Source organism: Embleya sp. NPDC059213, from assembly GCF_042754445.1.
Classification (GTDB): Bacteria; Actinomycetota; Actinomycetes; order Streptomycetales; family Streptomycetaceae; genus Embleya.
The window spans coordinates 152,244-170,712 of sequence record NZ_JBHZAV010000003.1 but is presented as its reverse complement, the minus strand read 5'-3'; the positions used below and the strand labels follow the sequence as shown (position 1 = coordinate 170,712).

Annotated in this window: 14 protein-coding genes; 5 read left to right on the top strand and 9 right to left on the bottom strand. The window is 72.7% G+C overall.

Going from position 1 to position 18,469, the window contains the following annotated elements:
* Positions 1-168: 168 nt before the first annotated feature.
* The 4 genes from ACFXMF_RS02430 to ACFXMF_RS02415 all read right to left on the bottom strand — a co-directional run bounded on the left by ACFXMF_RS02430 (position 169) and on the right by ACFXMF_RS02415 (position 4,009).
* Positions 169-1,185, bottom strand: a complete 1,017-nt coding sequence (locus ACFXMF_RS02430; protein WP_360306073.1) for a TIGR03617 family F420-dependent LLM class oxidoreductase — start codon at positions 1,183-1,185, stop codon at positions 169-171.
* A complete protein-coding gene (locus ACFXMF_RS02425) occupies positions 1,182-2,087 on the bottom strand; it encodes an SDR family NAD(P)-dependent oxidoreductase (RefSeq protein WP_360306075.1) in 906 nt (301 codons plus the stop codon). The genes ACFXMF_RS02430 and ACFXMF_RS02425 overlap by 4 nt, the downstream gene beginning before the upstream one ends.
* Before the next feature lie 105 nt (positions 2,088-2,192).
* Positions 2,193-2,825, bottom strand: a complete 633-nt coding sequence (locus tag ACFXMF_RS02420) for a response regulator (protein ID WP_379988441.1) — start codon at positions 2,823-2,825, stop codon at positions 2,193-2,195.
* Entirely contained in the window at positions 2,822-4,009 is a 1,188-nt protein-coding gene (locus tag ACFXMF_RS02415; RefSeq protein ID WP_379988442.1) for a sensor histidine kinase, read from the bottom strand. The genes ACFXMF_RS02420 and ACFXMF_RS02415 overlap by 4 nt, the downstream gene beginning before the upstream one ends.
* Positions 4,010-4,277: 268 nt before the next feature.
* Between ACFXMF_RS02415 and ACFXMF_RS02410 the strand changes: the two genes are divergently transcribed.
* Complete coding sequence (locus ACFXMF_RS02410; protein ID WP_360306081.1) at positions 4,278-4,835, top strand: heme-binding protein; 558 nt, start codon at positions 4,278-4,280, stop codon at positions 4,833-4,835.
* 195 nt (positions 4,836-5,030) lie between these two features.
* On the opposite strand, the gene ACFXMF_RS02405 is transcribed toward ACFXMF_RS02410, so the two are convergent.
* Both ACFXMF_RS02405 and ACFXMF_RS02400 read right to left on the bottom strand, forming a co-directional pair.
* A complete protein-coding gene (locus ACFXMF_RS02405; RefSeq protein ID WP_360306083.1) occupies positions 5,031-5,234 on the bottom strand; it encodes a hypothetical protein in 204 nt (67 codons plus the stop codon).
* 266 nt (positions 5,235-5,500) lie between these two features.
* Positions 5,501-6,841, bottom strand: coding sequence for a GH1 family beta-glucosidase (locus ACFXMF_RS02400; RefSeq protein WP_379988444.1), 1,341 nt, complete (start codon positions 6,839-6,841; stop codon positions 5,501-5,503).
* 193 nt (positions 6,842-7,034) lie between these two features.
* Here ACFXMF_RS02400 and ACFXMF_RS02395 point away from each other — a divergent pair, with 193 nt between their 5' ends.
* Both ACFXMF_RS02395 and ACFXMF_RS02390 read left to right on the top strand, forming a co-directional pair.
* Positions 7,035-10,868 carry an ABC transporter ATP-binding protein gene (locus tag ACFXMF_RS02395; RefSeq protein WP_379988446.1) on the top strand — a complete coding sequence of 1,278 codons (3,834 nt, stop codon included), beginning with the start codon at positions 7,035-7,037 and terminating at the stop codon, positions 10,866-10,868.
* 377 nt (positions 10,869-11,245) lie between these two features.
* The gene (locus ACFXMF_RS02390; RefSeq protein WP_360306089.1) at positions 11,246-11,686 is read left to right on the top strand and encodes a VOC family protein; all 441 of its coding nucleotides are present in this window, start codon (positions 11,246-11,248) and stop codon (positions 11,684-11,686) included.
* Positions 11,687-12,040: 354 nt separating this feature from the next.
* Here ACFXMF_RS02390 and ACFXMF_RS02385 read toward each other — a convergent pair whose 3' ends face one another.
* Genes ACFXMF_RS02385 through ACFXMF_RS02375 form a run of 3 tightly spaced genes read right to left on the bottom strand, consistent with a single transcriptional unit; the run spans position 12,041 to position 16,044 of the window.
* The gene (locus ACFXMF_RS02385; RefSeq protein ID WP_360306091.1) at positions 12,041-14,581 is read right to left on the bottom strand and encodes an FtsX-like permease family protein; all 2,541 of its coding nucleotides are present in this window, start codon (positions 14,579-14,581) and stop codon (positions 12,041-12,043) included.
* A 6-nt stretch (positions 14,582-14,587) separates the two neighbouring features.
* Positions 14,588-15,367 (bottom strand): ABC transporter ATP-binding protein, encoded by a 780-nt coding sequence (locus ACFXMF_RS02380; protein ID WP_360306093.1) that lies wholly within the window; start codon positions 15,365-15,367, stop codon positions 14,588-14,590.
* Complete coding sequence (locus ACFXMF_RS02375) at positions 15,364-16,044, bottom strand: hypothetical protein (RefSeq protein ID WP_379988447.1); 681 nt, start codon at positions 16,042-16,044, stop codon at positions 15,364-15,366. Before ACFXMF_RS02375 ends, ACFXMF_RS02380 begins: the two co-directional genes overlap by 4 nt.
* A 315-nt stretch (positions 16,045-16,359) precedes the next feature.
* On the opposite strand from ACFXMF_RS02375, the gene ACFXMF_RS02370 reads away from it, so the two are divergent.
* Both ACFXMF_RS02370 and ACFXMF_RS02365 read left to right on the top strand, forming a co-directional pair.
* A complete protein-coding gene (locus ACFXMF_RS02370; protein WP_379988449.1) occupies positions 16,360-17,739 on the top strand; it encodes a sensor histidine kinase in 1,380 nt (459 codons plus the stop codon).
* Positions 17,736-18,410, top strand: coding sequence for a response regulator transcription factor (locus ACFXMF_RS02365; protein ID WP_360306099.1), 675 nt, complete (start codon positions 17,736-17,738; stop codon positions 18,408-18,410). Before ACFXMF_RS02370 ends, ACFXMF_RS02365 begins: the two co-directional genes overlap by 4 nt.
* Positions 18,411-18,469 lie beyond the last annotated feature (59 nt).

Here is an 18,469-nt window from a genome sequence, read left to right as displayed (position 1 = left end):
ATCGTGGCCTCAAGCTCCCGCCGGGCCCGGGACGGTACCGGCGGGGCGGCCGGCGGCGTGCACCTCCCCCCAGTGCGCCGCCGAGGAAGACGGGCCCGCGAGCATTCCCCCCGCTTGCGGGCCCGTCGCCCCACTCGAAACCTTCCACGCACCATCCGGCGCGCCCGTTCAGCGCAGCGCGAGCACCACGTCCCGGATCCGCGCGTCCTGCGCCGGATCGACCGGCAGCGGCACGGTGACCGCGTCCGCCAGGCCGCCCCAGCGCTCGCGGATGAGCGCGGGCATCTCCTCGTACAGCGCCATCGGCACCAGCGTGTCGAGCACCTCGTCGGTGACGTGCCGCGCCAACGCGGACCAGTCGTCCCGGCGGATCATCAGTTGCAACCGGTCCTGGAGTTCGCCCCAGCCGTACAGGTCGAGCGTGCCGCGATACGCGGGGGTCGAGTACAGGAACGCGAACAGCCGCCGCTGCCGCTCGCGTTCGGCGTCCAGCCCGGCACGGTCCGCGCCCGCGATCAGTTGGGTGCCGGCGATCAGTTCGAACGTGCGCGGGACCGCGGCGCGGGATCGGCCCTCGGCGACCGCGGGGCGGGCGACGGTGTGCAACCAGCGCGGCCCGGAGTTGGTGGGGTGGGTGACCAGGCCGTCCGCGAGTTCGCCCGCGAGTGTGCACATCGCCCGGCCGACCCCGCCCAGCAGGATGCGCGGGGCGACGGTGTCCGGGTCCGGGCCGGGGTTGAAGTACGGCTGCATCCGGGTGAGTCGGTGGTGCGGCCCCTCGTGCGCGGGCGGTTCGCCGGTCCGGAACGCCTCGAAGGCGGCCCGCACCGCGCCCACGTAGTCGCGCATCCGGGCCACCGGCGGCGACCACGGCATGCCGTACCGCTCCTCGATGTTCGGCCGCACCTGGCTGCCCAGGCCGAGTTGGAACCGGCCGCCGGAGAAGCGGGCCAGGTCCCACGCGCCGTACGCGGTCAGCAGGGGCGAGCGCACGAAGGCCAGTGCCACCGAGGTGCGCACCACGATCCGTTCGGTGTGCTCCAGGGCCAGCAACGCGACCGCGAACGCGTCGTGCACCGTCTCGGCCACGTGCAACCCGTCGAACCCGGCCGCCTCGGCTCGGCGCGCGTGCGCGGCCACCTCGCGCAGCGGCAGCCGCGGATCCATCCCCGTGTAGACCCTCACCAGGGGAAGTCCTCGCCGACCAGGCCCTCGGACAACGTCCACAACCGCGCCGCGTCCGCCTCGTCCAGCGCCCACGGCGCGTGCTCGGTGGTGATCGCACAGTCCGCGAGGTAGACCCCGCCGACGTCGGCGAGTTCACCGCCCACCGCCGCCCAGACCTGGGTCGCCGCACCGCTCGCGACCTGCTTGAGCGGCGGCATGTTCGCGGCGGTGACCTTCTTCTGCAGATCGCGTCCCGCGTCCCGGGTCATGTACCGACCGAGGTTGGTCGCCACCATGCCCGGGTGCACCGCGAGGGACCGGATACCGCGCCCGCGCAACCGGCGGTCCGATTCGACGGTGAACAGGATGTTGGCGGTCTTGGACGCGCCGTACGCCTTCCAGGGCTGGTAATCCTCCGGCGCGTCCCGGTAGTTGGGGTCGGCCCAGCGGATCCCGGAGGCGACATGCCCGGCGGAGCTGAGGTTGACCACCCGCGCACCGGGACCCAGGGCGGGCACCAGCAGGTTGGTCCACAGGAAGTGGCCCACGTGGTTGGTGCCGAATTGCAGCTCGAAGCCGTCCGCGGTGCGAGCGAACGGGGTCGCCATCACTCCCGCGTTGTTGACCAGGACGTCCACCCTCGGGAATCGCTCGCGCAGTTCGGCGGCGGCGGCGCGGATCGAGGCGAGCGAGGTGAGGTCAAGGACGGCGTACTCCACCTTGCCGGGCAGGTCCGCGACCGCCGCCCGACCCTTGTCCGCGTCGCGCGCGGTCACCACCACCCGCGCGCCTGCCGCCGCGAGCGCCCGGGCGCTCTCCCGACCCAGGCCGGAGGTGCCGCCGGTGATCACGATGACCCGGCCGGTCGGGTCGAGGCCCGCCAGGACCTCGTCGGTGGTGGTGTCGGGTCCGAATGGCATGGCACGCTCCGCCGGATAGATGCTTGACTGTGTTTAGCACTATGCGGTGCGGGTGGCGGGTTTGCAAGGTCGTCCGAGTGCTCGCGCCGCCGGAATGACGGATCGTCAGGTCAGCCGGATCAGCCGCCGTTCGGTGGCCACGCTCACCGCGGCGGTGCGGGTGTCCACGCCGAGCTTCGCGTAGATGTGGCCCAGGTGGGTCTTCACCGTGGCCTGCGAGATGAACAACTCGCGGGCGATCTCCGCGTTGCCGACGCCGCGCGCGAGCAGGTGCAGGATCTCCACCTCGCGGGCGGTCAGCGTGCTGTCGGGCTTGCGCATCCGGCTGAACAGGCGCGCGGCCACCTCGGGGGCCAGCACGGTCCGGCCCGCCGCGGCGTCGTGCACCGCGCGGAACAGGTCCTCGGGGCTGCCCGCCTTGAGCAGGTAGCCGGCCGCGCCCGCCTCGATCGCCCGGGAGACGTCCGCGTCCGTGTCGTACATGGTCAACACCAGCACGTGCGGCGGCTCGGGCAGCGCGAGCAGGCGCCGGGTGGCCTCGACGCCGTCGATCCCGCCGACCAGTTGCAGGTCCATCAGCACCACGTCGGGGCGCAGCGCGGCGGCCTGCCGGACCGCGTCCTCGCCGCTCGCCGCCTCGCCCGCCACCTCGATGCCCGCCTCCCCGGCGAACAGCGCGAGCAGGCCGGCCCGGACCACGGCGTGGTCGTCGCACACGATCAGGCGGATCGGGTTCACGGGGTGGCTCCTGGGCTCGGACGGGAGGAGGGCTCGGTGTCGGCGGCCGCGGCGGGCGGCGGTGCGGCGTCGGGGACGGTGGCGGCGAGTGCGGTGCCCTCGCCCGGGGCGCTCTCGACGGTGAGTTCGCCGCCCACCTCGGCCAGTCGGCGGCGCAGCGACGGGAGACCGTAGCCACGCAGGTCGCCCACCCGGGTCCGGCCCGGGTCGAAGCCGACGCCGTCGTCGCGGATGTCCAGTGCCACCCGGTCCGGCAGGTAGGTGAGGGTCACGTGCACGGCCCGGGCCCGGGCGTGTTCGCGCACGTTGGCCAGCGCGCCCTGCGCGGTCCGGGTGAGCGCGGCCTGCACCGGCTCGGCCAGCGCGCGGATCCGGCCGTCCACGGCGAGCGTGACATCGGGCCCGTCCTGGGTCCGGAAACGTTCGACGACCCGGGCCAGGCCGCCCGCGAGCCCGGGGTCGTCGGCGAGTTCGGCGGGGGCCAGGTCGCGGACGAACCGGCGGATCTCCTCGACGCCGAGCGCCGCCACCTGCTCCGCCCGGTGCACGTGCGCACGGGCGGCGACGGGATCGGCGTCCCAGCTCCGGTCCGCGGCCTGGAGCAACATCCGCAGGCTGGAGGTGCCCTGCGCGATGGTGTCGTGGATCTCCCGGGACAACCGCTCGCGCTCGGCCAGCACGCCCGCGCGGCGCTCGCTGACCGCGAGTTCGGCGACGGTCTCGCGCAGCCGGCGCTCGTCGCTGCGCATCCGGGTGAACACGGCGGTGGCGATCGCGGCGACCGCGGGCGGGCCGAGGAACAGGCTGGGGTCGATGGTGTCGGCGAGTCGGTACTGGGCGATCACCACGGCGGTGGTGAGCAGCACCACCGTGCCGATCGCCGCCCGCGTCGACAAGACCCGCAGACCGGTGTAGAGCAGCGGCACGGCGCACCACGCGAAGCTCGGCGCGACGGTGACCAGCGCCAGCCACGTGGCGAGCACCGCGGTCAGCCAGGCCGCTCGCGCGGGTGCGGCGTCCTCGGGCAGGGCCAGGCCGGCCAGGTAGAGCACGGCGAGCAGCAGCGCGAGCGCGAGCACCCACGGCGCCCGGCCGTCGGTGCCGTGTCGGACCGTGTATCGGGCGAGCGACGCGGCGAGCAGCAGCAGGAAACCCGCGTGGATCACCAGTCCGGCGTGCCGCACCGGCCATGGCTCTGTTCGCTGTCGGGGCACGACGTACCTGTTCCCTGTCCCGTTCGGCTCGACCACGCGCGAACGCGCGCGGATCGACGGTCCCCTCCACCGTGGGCCGACGCGCCGGGGTCCGGATCGGCCGATCGGTTGATCTTCGCACCGCCCGACCGGCGCGCCGGGACCGGCGACTCTGCCGATGGCGGGCGGGCGGATCGACGGGAGTGTGGAGGCATCGGGACAACGCCCGGGAACGACGCAGGAATAGGGAGTACGGACGATGAGCAACTTTTCGACGCGTGGTCGGGTGCTGACCGGGGTCTTCTCGCTCGCGGCGGTCGGTGCGGTCACCGCCGGTGTCGCGGCGGCCCAGGTGCCCGGCACCTCGGAGGCCAAGCACGACGAGCGCCCGGCGGCGGCCGTGGTGTCGGTCAAGACGCTGGGCGTGGACGCCGCGAGCAAGGCGGCCCAGGCCGCGCTCGACGCCGCCGAGAAGGACGGTCAGCGGGTCACCGTGGTCGTGGTCGCCCGGGACGGCTCCACCCGGGTGGTGCTCAAGGGTGACGGCGCCGGCCCGCAGTCGGAGGAGTCGGCCCGGCGCAAGGCGTACACCGCCGTGTCCTGGAACGCCCCGACCTCGACGCTCGCCCAGCGGGTCACCGCCCCGGGCGCGTCGCTCCGGGACATCCCCGGCACGCTGTTCCTGGCCGGCGCGGTGCCGGTGGCCGTGGACGGCGCCCCGATCGTGGGCATCGGGGTGGCCGGTGCCCCCGCCGGCGACCTGGACGAGAAGTACGCCGCCGAGGGCCTCAAGGCGATCGCCGGTCAGCTCAAGTAGCCGACCGTCGGACCCGGCCGTGCGCCGGGCGCCGCCCTGTACCGGGCGCCTTCGGGCATCGGGCGCCGCCGTGCGTCCGGGATGGCCTCGGGCGGCGGGCGATCCCGGGTCGAGGGACGAGGCACCGCTCCTCGCCCCTCGACTCCGGGGTCGACTCCGCCGCCGGTGGCGCCACGCGGCGGCGCCGGTGGGCGGTCAGCCGAAGACCACCGTGCCCTGGGTGTTGAAGATCGCGCTCTGGAAGGGCAACAGCAGTTGGGCCGGCAGGAAGCTGTCCGGCATCAGCGGCTCGCGAGGCGTCTGCGCGGCGCGTGCCGCGGGAATGTACAGCGAGGCCATCGAGCCGAAGATGACCGCCGTGATGATCACGGCCGCCTTGCGAAATCCGTGCTTGACCATGGAATTGCCCTTCACCGGGGACGTCGGGGGAAACGAATCGGCGTCCCGCCGCGCTCCGGAATTCCGGACACGGCTCCGCCGCACCGCCCGGGGATTTCATGGCGGCGCGGCAACTCTAGGGTTTTGTCGGCAAAGGAAAAGACACCGTTCGCCCTCCCGGGTGACGTCATCGGTTGGCCCAGGGTCCAGGACACGCAATTTCACCCGGAAGGGTGAGGATTATGCGCCTGCGCGCTCCCGCACGTGTCCATGTACCGTGCCGGGCGTTATGCGGGCCGCCCGGCGCCGATGCGCTCACGCAGCCAGTGATACGAAGCTCGCGGTGTCCGGGTCCCGGTCGGGAAGTCGACATGGATCAAGCCGAACCGTTGGTGATAGCCCTCGGCCCATTCGAAGTTGTCCAGCAGGGACCAGACGAAATAGCCGCGGACGTCGATTCCGGCTTTGCTCGCCGCGCTCACCGCGGCGATATGCCCGTCCAGGAACGCGATGCGTTCCGGATCGTCGAGCCCCTCCGCCGTCGAGCAGCCGTTCTCGGTGATCCAGATCGGCGGCAGCGCGTCGCCGTAGCGCGCCCCGAGCCCGGTCAGCAGGGTGCTCAGTCCCTCGGGGACCACCGGCCAGTCGAAGGCGGTCCGCGGCACGCCGGTGATCTCCACCGTGGTGAACGGCAGCGGCGCGCCCGGCTCACCCTCGGCGATCACCGTCGGGTTGTAGTAGTTGACGCCCAGGCCGCTCACCGAGCCGCCGATCAGGTCGAGATCGCCGGGTTCGACGAAGGGCAGCGCCGCGGCGTCGTGGCCGTACGCGCTCAGATCCGGGTAGCGGCCGAGCAGCAGCGGGTCGGTGAACAGCCGGTTGTGCAGCGTGTCGTACGCCGCCGCGGCGGCCCGATCGGCCGCGCTCTCGCTCGCCGCGGTCACCGGGGTCAGGTTGTTGGACACCAGGACCCGTTCCGCGCCGGCCTCGCGCAGCACGGCGGCGGCCAGACCGTGGCCGAGCAGTTGGTGGTGCGCGGCGGGCAGCGCGTCCAGGAGCAGCGCGTGGCCCGGCGCGTGCACGCCGAGCGCATAGCCCCAGGCCATGTGGATGAACGGCTCGTTGAGCGTGATCCAGGTACGCACCCGGTCGCCGAGCCGGGCCGCGACGTGTTCCGCGTAGTCGGCGAATCGGGCGGCGGTGTCGCGCGCGAGCCAGCCGCCGCCGTCCTCCAGGGCCTGCGGCAGGTCCCAGTGGAACAGCGTCGGGGTCGGCGTGATGCCGCGTTCGATCAGCGCGTCGACCAGGCGGTCGTAGAAGTCCAGACCCGCCGGATTCGGCTTGCCCCGCCCATCCGGCTGGATCCGCGGCCAGGCGATGGAGAACCGGTAGGCGTCCACGCCCAGGTCGGCCATCAGCGCGACGTCCTCGGCCCAGCGGTGGTAGTGGTCGCAGGCGATCTCGCCGGTGTGGCCGTCGCGGATCCGCCCCGGTTCGGCACAGAAGGTGTCCCAGACCGAGCGGCCTCGGCCGTCCTCGGTCACCGCGCCCTCGATCTGGTAGGCGGCGGTCGCGGTGCCCCAGGAGAAGCCCGCGGGCAGCTCCCAGGGGGTGGCGGGGGACGTCATGGCGGCTCCTGGGTGGGGTTCGCGGGCGGTCCGGGCGGTTTCGGGTGATCCGTCGGCGGTCGGGCGCCCCGGTGGGCCGGTCCGGTCGGGCGGCGGATCGCGGCCCATGATGGCCCGCGCGGTGTGTGGGGTCCAGGGTGTCTTCGGGTCATCCGAACATCGTTTTGCCGGTTGACAATTAGAATGGTTGTCCATGACAACCACACCCGCGCCGGGCCGCGCCGAACACGGCTGGCTACGCCGCCTGCTGGCCGCCTCGTGGCGGTACCGGAGCAGCGTGCTGATCGCGTTCGGGGCGTCCCTGGTGGGGATGGCGGTCACCGCGCTGGTTCCGCTGGTGCAGCGCAAGGTGGTCGACGACGCGGTCGCCGGCGAGTTGGGCGATCTGCTGCCGCTGTCGGTGCTGCTGCTGGGCGCGGCCGTGGTCGTCTTCGGCTGTACCTACGCGCGGCGCTACGTCGGCGGCAAGTTGTCCCTGGACGTGCAGTACGACCTGCGCACCCGCATCTTCGGCGCGCTCTCCCGGCTGGACGGTGCGCGGCAGGACGAATTGCAGACCGGGCAGATCGTCAGTCGGGGCATCTCCGACGTGACGATGGTCCAGGGCTTCATGTCGATGATCCCGATGATGACCGGCAGCGTGCTGCTCTTCGTCATCTCGCTCGGGGTGATGTTCTGGCTCTCGCCGCTGCTCACACTGGTGTCGCTGGCGGTGGGGCCGGGCTTGTTCGCGGTGGCCTACCTGTCCCGGAAGCGGCTGTTCCCGGCCACCTGGCAGGCTCAGCAGGACGCCGCCGCGCTGGCCGGCGTGGTGGACAACGCGGTGACCGGGGTCCGGGTGGTCAAGGGCTTCGGTCAGGAGGAGCAGGAATTGCTCCGGCTGGAGACGGCCGGCCGCAGGCTGTTCGCCTCCCGGCTGCGCGCGGTCCGGTTGAACAGTCGGTACACCCCGACGCTTGCCACGATCCCCGCACTCGGCCAGGTCGGGGTGCTCGCGCTCGGCGGCTGGTTGGCCGTGCGCGGCGAGATCACCCTGGGCACGTTCCTGGCCTTCTCCACCTACCTCGGCCAATTGGTCGGGCCGGTGCGCATGCTCTCCGGCCTGTTGACGTTCGGGCAGCAGGCCCGGGCCAGCGTGGAGCGCATCTTCGAGGTGATCGACTCCCAGCCGATCGTGACCGAGAAGCCGGACGCCCGGGTGCTGCCGGTGGTGGCCGCCTCGGTGGAGTTGGCGGATGTGCGGTTCGGCTACGTCGCCTCCCGGCCGGTGCTGGACGGGTTGTCGCTGCGGGTGGAACCGGGCGAGACGTTGGCCCTGGTGGGCACCTCCGGATCGGGCAAGTCCACCGTGTCGATGTTGCTGCCCCGGTTCTACGACGTGCAGTCCGGGGCGATCCTGGTGGACGGGCACGATGTGCGGGATCTGACGTTCGACTCGCTGCGCTCGGCGATCGGCCTGGTGATGGAGGACAGCTTCCTGTTCTCGGACACCGTGCGGGCCAACATCGCGTACGGCCGGCCGGACGCGACCGAGGAGCAGGTGCTCGCGGCGGCGCGGGCGGCCGAGGCCGACGCGTTCATCCGCGAACTGCCGGCGGGCTACGACACGGTGGTCGGCGAACAGGGCCTGACGCTGTCCGGCGGGCAGCGGCAACGGGTGGCGCTCGCCCGGGCGTTGATCACCGATCCGCGGATCCTGTTGCTGGACGACGCGACCTCGGCGGTGGACCCCAAGGTCGAGGCGGAGATCCACGCCACGCTGCACCGGGTGATGGCCGGGCGCACCACGATCCTGGTCGCACACCGCCGCTCGACGCTGCAACTGGCCGACCGGATCGCGGTGCTGGATCGGGGTCGGCTGGTGGACGTGGGCAGCCATGACGAGCTGAGCGGGCGCTGCCCGTTGTACCGGCTGCTGCTGTCGGGGCCGGGCGAGGACGCGGAGGGCGTGGACGCGCACGAGGCGATCGGGGCGGGCGCGCCGGGTGTGCTCGGGGATCCGGGCGAGCCGTCGGCCGCCGGTGGGGTGACGCCCGCGCTGTGGGAGCGTTCGGCCTCGACCGATGCGGTGCCCGCGGTCGCGCCGGGTGCGGTCGCCGGGACCGGGACGGGCGGTGGCCCGCGTGGGTGGGCGGCGATGCTCCAGGCCACGCCGGAGTTGCTCGCCCAGGTGGCCAAGCTTCCGCCCGCGACGGATCGGCCCGACGTGGACGACGCGCGGGCGCGACGCTTGGACTCGGCGTTCGATCTGCGCTCGTTGTTGCGGCCGTTCCGGTGGGCGTTGTCGCTCGCCTTGGTCCTGGTGATCCTGGACACCGGCGCACAACTGGCGCTGCCGGCGCTGATCCGGGACGGGATCGACCGGGGCATCGACGACGGGGCGACCGGCGCGATCATGACGGTGTCGCTGATCGCCGTCGTGATCGTGGCCGCCGACTGGTTCGTCAACGTCGGCCAGGCACTGATCGCGGGTCGCACCGGCGAGCGGTTGCTCTACACACTGCGGGTGAAGACCTTCGCCCACCTGCAACGACTGGGCCTGGACTACTACGAACGCGAGTTGTCCGGGCGGATCATGACCCGGATGACCACCGACGTGGACGCGCTGTCCACGTTCTTGCAGACCGGGTTGATCAGCGCGGTGGTCAGCGTGCTGACCTTCTTCGGGATCATGATCGCGCTGCTCGTGCTCGACTGGGAGCTCGGGCTGATCGTGATGAGTGTGCTGCCGATCCTGATCGCGGCCACCGTGGTGTTTCGATCCAAGTCGTCCAAGGCGTACACGGAGGCGCGCGAGAAGGTCAGCGTGGTCAACGCCGATCTGCAGGAGAACGTCGCGGGACTGCGGGTGTCGCAGGCGTTTCGCCGTGAGGGCCGTAATTCGGAGCGGTTCGCCGAACGCAGCGACGACTACCGCGCATCGCGGCTGCGGGCGCAGCGCTACATCGCGATCTACTTCCCGTTCGGGCAGTTCCTGTCCAGCGTCGCGGCGGGCATCGCGCTGATCGTCGGCGCGCATCGGGTCGGCGGCGGCACGTTGTCGGCGGGCGCGTTGATCGCCTACCTGCTGTACATCGACATGTTCTTCTCACCGATCCAGCAGCTCTCCCAGGTCTTCGACGGCTACCAGCAGGCGGCGGTGGGGCTGCGCCGGATCCGCGACCTGCTGCGCACGCCCACCACGACCCCGCCGCCGGCCGTGCCGGTACCGGTGCCGGCGAGCGGGCTCAAGGGGGCGATCACCTTCGAGGACGTGCGGTTCGCGTACAACGCGCCCACTTTCGTGGACGACGAGGTCACCGATGCCGGCGTTGCCGCCGCCGCCGAGTCGCCCGAGGTGGTGTCCGGCATCTCGCTGCACGTCGAACCGGGCGAGACGGTCGCGCTGGTGGGGCAGACCGGCGCGGGCAAGTCCACGCTGGTCAAGCTGGTGGCCCGGTTCTACGACGTGACCGGCGGCGCGGTGCTGGTGGACGGCGTGGACGTGCGCGACTACGACCTCGCGGCCTATCGACACCGGCTCGGCATCGTCCCGCAGGAGGCGTATCTGGCTCCGGGCAGCGTGCGGGACGCGATCGCGTACGGCCGCCCGGAGGCCACGGACGCCGAGGTCGAGGCGGCGGCCCGGGCGGTCGGCGCGCATGCCGCGATCGCCGAGCTGAACGGGGGCTATCTGCACGACGTCGGCGAGCGGGGGCGCAACCTGTCGGCGGGCCAGCGCCAACTGATCGCGCTCGCCCGCGCCTATCTGGTCGACCCGGACATCCTCCTGCTCGACGAGGCCACCGCCGCACTCGACCTGGCCACCGAGGCCGCGGTCACCCGGGCCACCGAAGCTCTCACCGGCCGCCGCACCACGTTGGTCGTCGCCCACCGCCTGACCACCGCCGCCCGCGCCGACCGCATCGCCGTCATCGACCGAGGCCGCCTCGTCGAACTCGGCACCCACACCCGACTCCTCACCCAGGCAGGCCCCTACGCCTCCCTGTGGGCCGCCTTCACCGGCGCCAAGGAACACGCGGCCTAGCCAGGGGCGTGTCTGCAATCCCCCGTCGGGCTCTGCGGCGTGAGCGCAGCGAGGAGCCCGAAGGGTGGATGCCATGCGTCGGCGTGCCGGAGAAGCGCCTGCGTAGTGGTTCCATTCCGGTGTTTCTCCGGGGCGGCGAGGTGCGGTGCCGGGCGTCGCGGAGCTCGGCGGGGGATCGAAGACAGGCCCTGGTTTCCTCGGCCGGAAATCCGATGCGTGTATCCGGATTCGCCGGAAGGCTCGGACGGGAGGACCTTCGGCCGTGTCGACGTCGTCCCGCCGCTCGACCCCGACAACCACAAGAAGGAAAGGAGTGGTGACCGGCGAGACGGCCGGTCGAGCCGACGGCGTCGGACCCGGACCCTACCCTCGGGAACATGACCATTCAGCGCATGGACAATGTCGGCATCGTCGTCGACGACCTCGACGCCGCCGTCGCCTTCTTCATCGAACTCGGCATGGAGCTGGAAGGCAGGATGCCGATCGAAGGACGCTGGGCGGGGAACGTCGTCGGGCTCGACGACATGCGAAGCGAGATCGCGATGTTGCGGATCCCGGACGCCCCGGGCCGGATCGAACTGGCGAAGTACCACACCCCCAAGGCGATCACCCCCGAGCCGGAGATCGCCCCGGCGAACACGCTGGGCCTGCACCGCATCATGTTCGCCGTCGACGACATCGAGGACACCCTCGCCCGCCTCCGCCCGCACGGCGCCGAACTCGTCGGCGAAGTGACACGCTTCGAGGACAGCTACCTGCTCTGCTATCTCCGCGGGCCGAGCGGAGTCGTCCTCGCGCTGGCCGAGCAACTGAGCTGAGAAAAGGGAAGTCCGCTCATGATGGCGCCGACCTGGTGTCCTCCGCCGGCAATCGGCGCTTGCGGCCGGACGTGCAGGGCCTCGGACGCGCGGCGGCCTTCGCGGAGAGACCCGGTGACGGTGTCCGTCCACCCACGCGCGGCGGATCTCGCACAGCAGCAACGGCGCCCGCCCGGCCGGCCGGCCACGGACGGAACCAACCCGGCCGGCGTTCGAGGCCACCGGAGCCGATTCACCGCGCACGCCAACGGCGAAGCGCCGGCCGGACCGAAATTCGGCCCGGCCGGCGCTTGAGGCCACCTCGGCCGGAGGCGGGGTCACGGAACCCGGCCGGCCCCCGAGGACGAAGCGAACCTACTCGGTCGCGATCGAACGAAGCACAGGCAACCGCGCGGCCCGCGCGGCAGGCCGCGCTCCGGCTGCCAGCCCACCGAGCGCGCCCACGCCCACCAGCACCGCCAGTTGCACCGTGGGCACCGAGAACGGCAGCGCCGCCCCCGTATCGACACCGCCGATCGCACGAATCGCCACCCAGCCCAGGAACAGGCCGACCACGAGCCCACTCACCGCGCCGATCACCGCGACCAACGTCGACTCCCAGCGCAGCGCCGACCGCACCTGGGATCGCGCCGCGCCGATCGCCCGCAACAGGCCCAGCTCGCGCGTGCGTTCGTAGGCCGCCAGGGACAGCGTGTTCGCGATACCGCCCAACGCGATCACCAACGCGAGCGCGAGCAGCACGTAGACCACCGCGACCAGCGTCTGCAACATCTCCGCCCGCGCCGCCACGAACCCTTCCCGGTCCCGTACCGGCGGCGCGCCGTAGTCCTTGGCCAACCGCTCGACCTCGCCCTCGACCGTGTGCGTCGAGACGCCCGGCGCGAGCCGCAGCACCGTCGCGGCGTCCAGGGCCGCGTCGGCGTGCGACTCCCACGCGACGCGATCGATCAGGTAGTCGCCGACCACGGCCGTGCGGTCGTAGAGCCCGGTGACGGTGAACGTCTGCCGCGCACCGTCCGGGAAGGTCACCTCGGTGGTCGAACCGAGCCGCCAGCCCCGGTCCTTCGCGGCGTCCGCGGACACCGCCAGACCACTGGGACCGAGCCCGGTCACCCGCCCCTGCCGCACGTCGAGATCGAACACCCGGTCCAGCCGGCCCGAGTCCACCGCCAGCAGTTGCCGACCGTGCCCGTCCACCAACGCACCCGCGTTGCGGATCCCGGTCGCCGCGACCACGCCGGGCAACTCGGAGGCCCGCCGCGTGAGTTCGGGGCTGTGGCCGCCCCCGGCCCAGCCGGCGGGCGAGGATCCGCCGATCACCAACTGTCCGGCGATCACCTTCCGGGTCTGCTCACCGGCACCCTCCTTGAGCGAGGCCGCGAACACCGCGAACAGGGTGACGATGGCGATCCCGAGCAACATCGCGGTCGCCGCACCGGCGGTTCGACGCGGGCTGCGCAGCAGATTGCCGCGCGCCAACGCGCCCGGCGCGCCCCGCAGTCGCGGCAGCGGCGCGGTGAGCGGACCACCGGCCGCCCGGATGCCCGCCGGGGCCACCGACAACACGCCCGCGAGCAGGGCCGGCGCGGCGATCGCCAGACCCACCAGGCCGCCGCCGGCGATGCCCACCGCCAGGCCCGCCGCGAGCAGCACCAGGCCCGCGAGCAGCCGCCCACGCGGCAGTTCGGTGCGCTCCGCGCCCGCGCCGCGCAGCGCGGTCACCGGTGCCACCCGCGAGCCGCGCACGGCCGGCACCAACGCGGCGAACGCGGTCACCAGGATGCCGACGGGCAACACCGTGAGCGCGGTGGACGTCTTGAACGTCAGCCCGCGGGCCGGTAGTTCGAAGCCGAGCCCGGCGAACAACTCCTTGAGCCCGGCGGCCAGCCCGAGCCCGGCCGCCAGGCCGAGCGCGGAAGCCGCCACGCCGATCACCAGGGCCTCGATCAGCGCCTGTCGCAGCGCCTGGCCCCGGCTCGCCCCCAGCGCCCGCATCAGGGCGACCTCGCGGGTGCGCTGCGCGGCCACCACGGAGAACGTGTGATTGATCGAGAAGGCCGCGACGACCAGCGCGATCGCGGCGAAGACGGTCAGGAAGGTGCGGAAGACCTTCAGGAAGCTGTCCTCCACGGCGGACACCGCCTCGCCGGTGGCCACGTTGCCGGGCACCGCCTGCACGTCGGCCGGCAGCGCTCGCTGGATCCGCGCGGCCAGGTCCTTCTGGTCGGTGCCGGGCGCGGCCCGGACCGCGATGGTGCCGACCTTGCCCGGGTCGCGCAGCACGTATCGGCGTGCGCCGTCGAGGTCGAAGGCGGTATACGAGCCGCCGCCGAAGGCGTCCAGGTCACCGAAGGTGGCCACGCCCACGATGGTCACCGGCACCGGCCCGGGGGTGAGCACGGTGGTCCGGTCGCCGGGCGCCAGGTGCCCCTGTTTGGCGGTGGCCCGGTCGATGACCACCTCGTCGGGCCCCGTCGGCGCGCGGCCGGCGGCCAGCCGGTACGGCGTCAGGGCCGGATCGGTCACCCAATTGCCCGCCGTGCGCGGGCCGTTGCCGGTGAGCGCCTTGCCGTCCTTGCCGATCACCTGACCGTAGCCCTGGATCACCGGTTCGGCGCCCGCGACGCCGGGCACCGCCCGGACCCGGTCCACCAGTGCGCCGTCGATCGCGCCCCGCTGGCTGCCGGGCCGGTCGGTCACCGAGGTGGCGTTGCGCACCACCACGTCCGTGCCGGCGCCGCTGTCTCGGATCAGCCCGCCGATGGAGGAGTTCATCGTGTCGGCGAGCACGAGCGCGCCGGAGAGGAAAGCCGTGCCCAGCAGCACGGCGAGGGCGAGTCCCACGAGCCGGCGTTTGCGGGCCCACAGGTTGGCGAGCGAGAGACGAATCAGCATCGCGCGTCACTCCCCTCGGGCGCCGGCACCCGCGGCGACTCGGTCGAATGCCTTCATCCGGTCCAGCACCCGGTCCGGGGTCGGCGCCTGCATCTCGTCGGCTATCCGGCCGTCGGCCAGGAACACCACGCTGTCCGCGTAGCCCGCGGCGACCGGGTCGTGGGTGACCATCAGCACGGTCTGATCGAGTTCGTTCACGGCGTCGCGCAGCAGCGCGAGCACCTCGGCGCCCGAGCGCGAGTCGAGGTTGCCGGTCGGCTCGTCGGCCATCACGATCTCCGGTCGCCCGACCAGTGCCCGGGCCACCGCGACCCGCTGCTGTTGCCCGCCGGAAAGCTCGCCGGGCCGGTGGTGCAGTCGCTGTGCCAAGTCGACCGCGGTGACCACCCGGTCCAGCCAGGCCGGGTCCGACTTGCGGCCCGCGAGCGACGCGGGCAGCACGATGTTCTCCAGCGCGGTCATCGTGGGCAGCAGGTTGAACGCCTGGAAGACGAATCCGATCCGGTCCCGGCGCAGCCGGGTGAGCTGCCGGTCGGTGAGCGAGCCCAGCTCGGTGTCACCGAGGAAGACCGCGCCGTCGGTGACGTCGTCCAAGCCGGCCAGGCAGTGCAGCAGCGTGGACTTGCCCGACCCGGAGGGACCCATCACGGCGGTGAACCGGCCGCGGGGGAAGCCGATGGTGACGTCGTCCAGGGCGCGCACGACGGTGTCCCCGACGCCGTGCACACGCGAGACGTGTTCGGCGCGCGCCGCGTAGTGCTTCGTGGGGTCGATGGTGGTGGTCATGACGATCCTTCTCGGGAGAGGGGACGGGAGGAAGCAAGGGGTGCGGGTCGACCCGCACGGGCGGGCGCAGCCGCGGCGTCGGCCCGGTCGTCCCGGTCGGCCGTGCCGGCCGGGACGCGCCGATCGCGCGGTGTGTCGTCGGTGCGCCGGCTCGACCGGGTCCGACCCCGGCCGCGGTCGCCCGAGGGCTTGAAGACGGACAGCGCCGTCGCGGCGATCAACGCGAGCAACTGGAAGATCACCACGACCAGGTGCCAGGTCTGCAGCGGTGGCAACGCGTCCGCGTTACCACCGGAGGCGGAGGCGGCGATCATCCGATGCGCGAACTGGCTGACCACACCGGCGCCGGCCACGATCACCGCGATCAGCAGCACGATCTTGATCTTGATCCAGAGGTGCTGCCACAGCCCCCAGGGCGTCCGCAGGCACAGCAGCACACCGGTGATCAGCGACAGCACGGCGAACGGAATCCCGCCCGCCAGCGCGAATATCCGCATCAGCTGATACGCGCCGTGTCGCAGCGCGGGGTCGTCGGTCGCGCGGGCCACGATGCCGATCAGCAGCATGACCCACTCGACGCCCAGCAGGCCGACCGCGAACACCACGTGCCCGGAGTTGACCGCCCTGCGGACCGACCTCGAATAGCGCCGTTTCCCGGTCGTCGGGGACGCGTTCACGGTGACCTCCTGGAAGCAATGCCGGACGGGAGCGCGGGTCGGGGCGTGGGCCCGGGCCCGTCGGCGAGGTGCGGAAACGGCCTCGCTCCGGGGGCCTCGTCGACGGGAACAACTCTTCCGATTCGCGGCCCGGCCGGCGTCCGACCCGGGGATGCACCGGCCCTGCTGCCCCAGCAGGTCCAAGAGGCCCTCGACCAGCACGTTCCTGCTCCCTGGGGAGCAGCCTCCAGGGGCCCGTCTGCTTCCCCGGGAGCATCCGACAAGCCCACGCGCAGCGGACGCGCGCGGCCCCCCGCTCCCCCTACCGTTGATCACATGACCAGCCCCTCGAATCCCCCGACCCGGAGCCCGGGATCGCGGCCCCGAGCACCGTGGTCGCGGGTTTCCCGCCCCGGCGCACACTGGCTCGCGCACACGCTCGGCCCGGTCCCACCCGTCGTGCGCGACATCGCGCTCGGGGTGCTGGTCTGCGCGGTGCAAATGGGCACGATGCTCTTCGCGAACCATCGCCAGCCGGACCCCGCCCGGGCCCTGGACGCATGGGGGGTGCTACTGATCGTCGCCGGCCCGTTGGCGCTGATCGTGCGCCGCCGCCACCGCGCGGGCGTGCTCGTGGTGACGGTCGGTTCGGCGCTGGTCTACACGATGCTCGACTATCCGCGCGGCCCGATCTTCTTCGCGATGATCATCGCGTTGTGGGGCGCCTTCGCCGCCGGCCTGCGCCTGTTGGCGTATGTGGTCCTGGTGCTGGGCTACACCGGCTTCGTCTGGATATCACCGCTGGTGACCTCCGAGTCGACGCCCGACCTCGGGCCGGCGCTGGGCATCGCCGCGTGGTTGCTGGTGCTCGCGGGGATCGGCGAGGTGGTCCGGCTGCGTCGCGCGTTCAACGCCGCGGAGGCACAGCGGGCCCGGGTGCATTCGCTCGGCCTGGCCGAGGCCGAGCGCCGCCGGGCGGGCGACGAACGGCTGCGCATCGCCCGCGAGTTGCACGATGTGCTCGCGCATCACATCTCGCTGATGAACGTGCAGGCGTCGGTGGGCCTGGAGTTGATGGACACCTCGCCGGAGCAGGCCCGCGAGGCGTTGACCGCGGTCAAGTACGCGAGTCGGGAGGCGCTGGGCGAGTTGCGTTCGGTGCTGGACATCCTCAAGGGCGACTCGGTCGACCATTCGGGTCCCGACGGTGCCCCTCGCGCGCCCACCGCGGGTCTGGACCGGCTCGACGACCTGGTCGCGCGCACCTCCGCCGGCGGGCTGACCGTGCGGGTCGAGCGCACGGGCACCGTCCGCCCGCTGACCGCGGCGGTGGACCTGGCGGCCTACCGGATCGTGCAGGAGGCGCTGACCAACACCCTGCGGCACGCGGCGGCGAGCGAGGCCGTGGTGGGGGTGACCTACGGCGAGACCGGTTTGCAGGTGTCGATCCGCGACAACGGCCGCGGGCCCGAGCCGAGCCCGTCCCCCGCCGACGCGCTGACCTCCGGCGGCAACGGGCTGCACGGCATGCGCCAGCGGGCCGCCGCGCTCGGCGGCCGCTGTGTCGCGGGACCGGTGCCGGGGCGCGGCTTTCACGTCCAGGCCCACCTGCCCTACGGTGATCGCGCCGACGCGCAGGACCGCGGCAAGGCTGCGCCGACCGCGTCGGCGGCGACCGCCGGCGGTCCGACGCAGTCCATCGAGGGGGACGCATGATCAGGTTGGTGCTGGCCGACGACCAGGCTCTGGTGCGCGCGGGCTTTCGGGCCCTGTTGTCCGCGCAGCCGGACATGGAGGTCGTGGGCGAGGCGGGCGAGGGCGGCGAGGCGGTCCGGCTCACCCGCGAACTGCGCCCTCACGTGGTGCTGATGGACATCCGGATGCCCGGCATGGACGGCCTGGAGGCGGCCCGGGTGATCGCCGCGGACCCGGCGCTGACCGACGTGCGGGTGGTCATCCTGACCACGTTCGACCTGGACGAGTACGTCTTCGAGGCGCTGCGCAATGGCGCGAGCGGCTTTTTGGTCAAGGACACCGAACCGGCCGAACTCCTGCGCGGGGTGCGGGTGGTCGCGGCGGGCGATGCCCTGTTGTCGCCGAATGTGACGCGCCGGTTGATCGAGGAGTACGCGGCCGGCGCCGCGCGGCCCGCCGTCGCGCCGTCCGCCGAACTGGCCCTGCTCACCGAGCGCGAGCGGGAGATCGTCGGGCTGGTCGGCCGCGGGTTGTCCAACGACGAGATCGCCGGACACCTGGTGCTCAGTCCGCTCACCGCGAAGACCCACGTGAGCCGGGCGATGACCAAGCTGTCCGTGCGCGATCGGGCCCAACTGGTGGTCTTCGCCTACGAGACCGGCCTGGTCACCCCGGGCCGCACCTCCCCCTGAGCAGGCGACCCGAGCGCAGCGGCGCGGCCGGCGACCAAGGCGATCGACGGCCCGCCGAC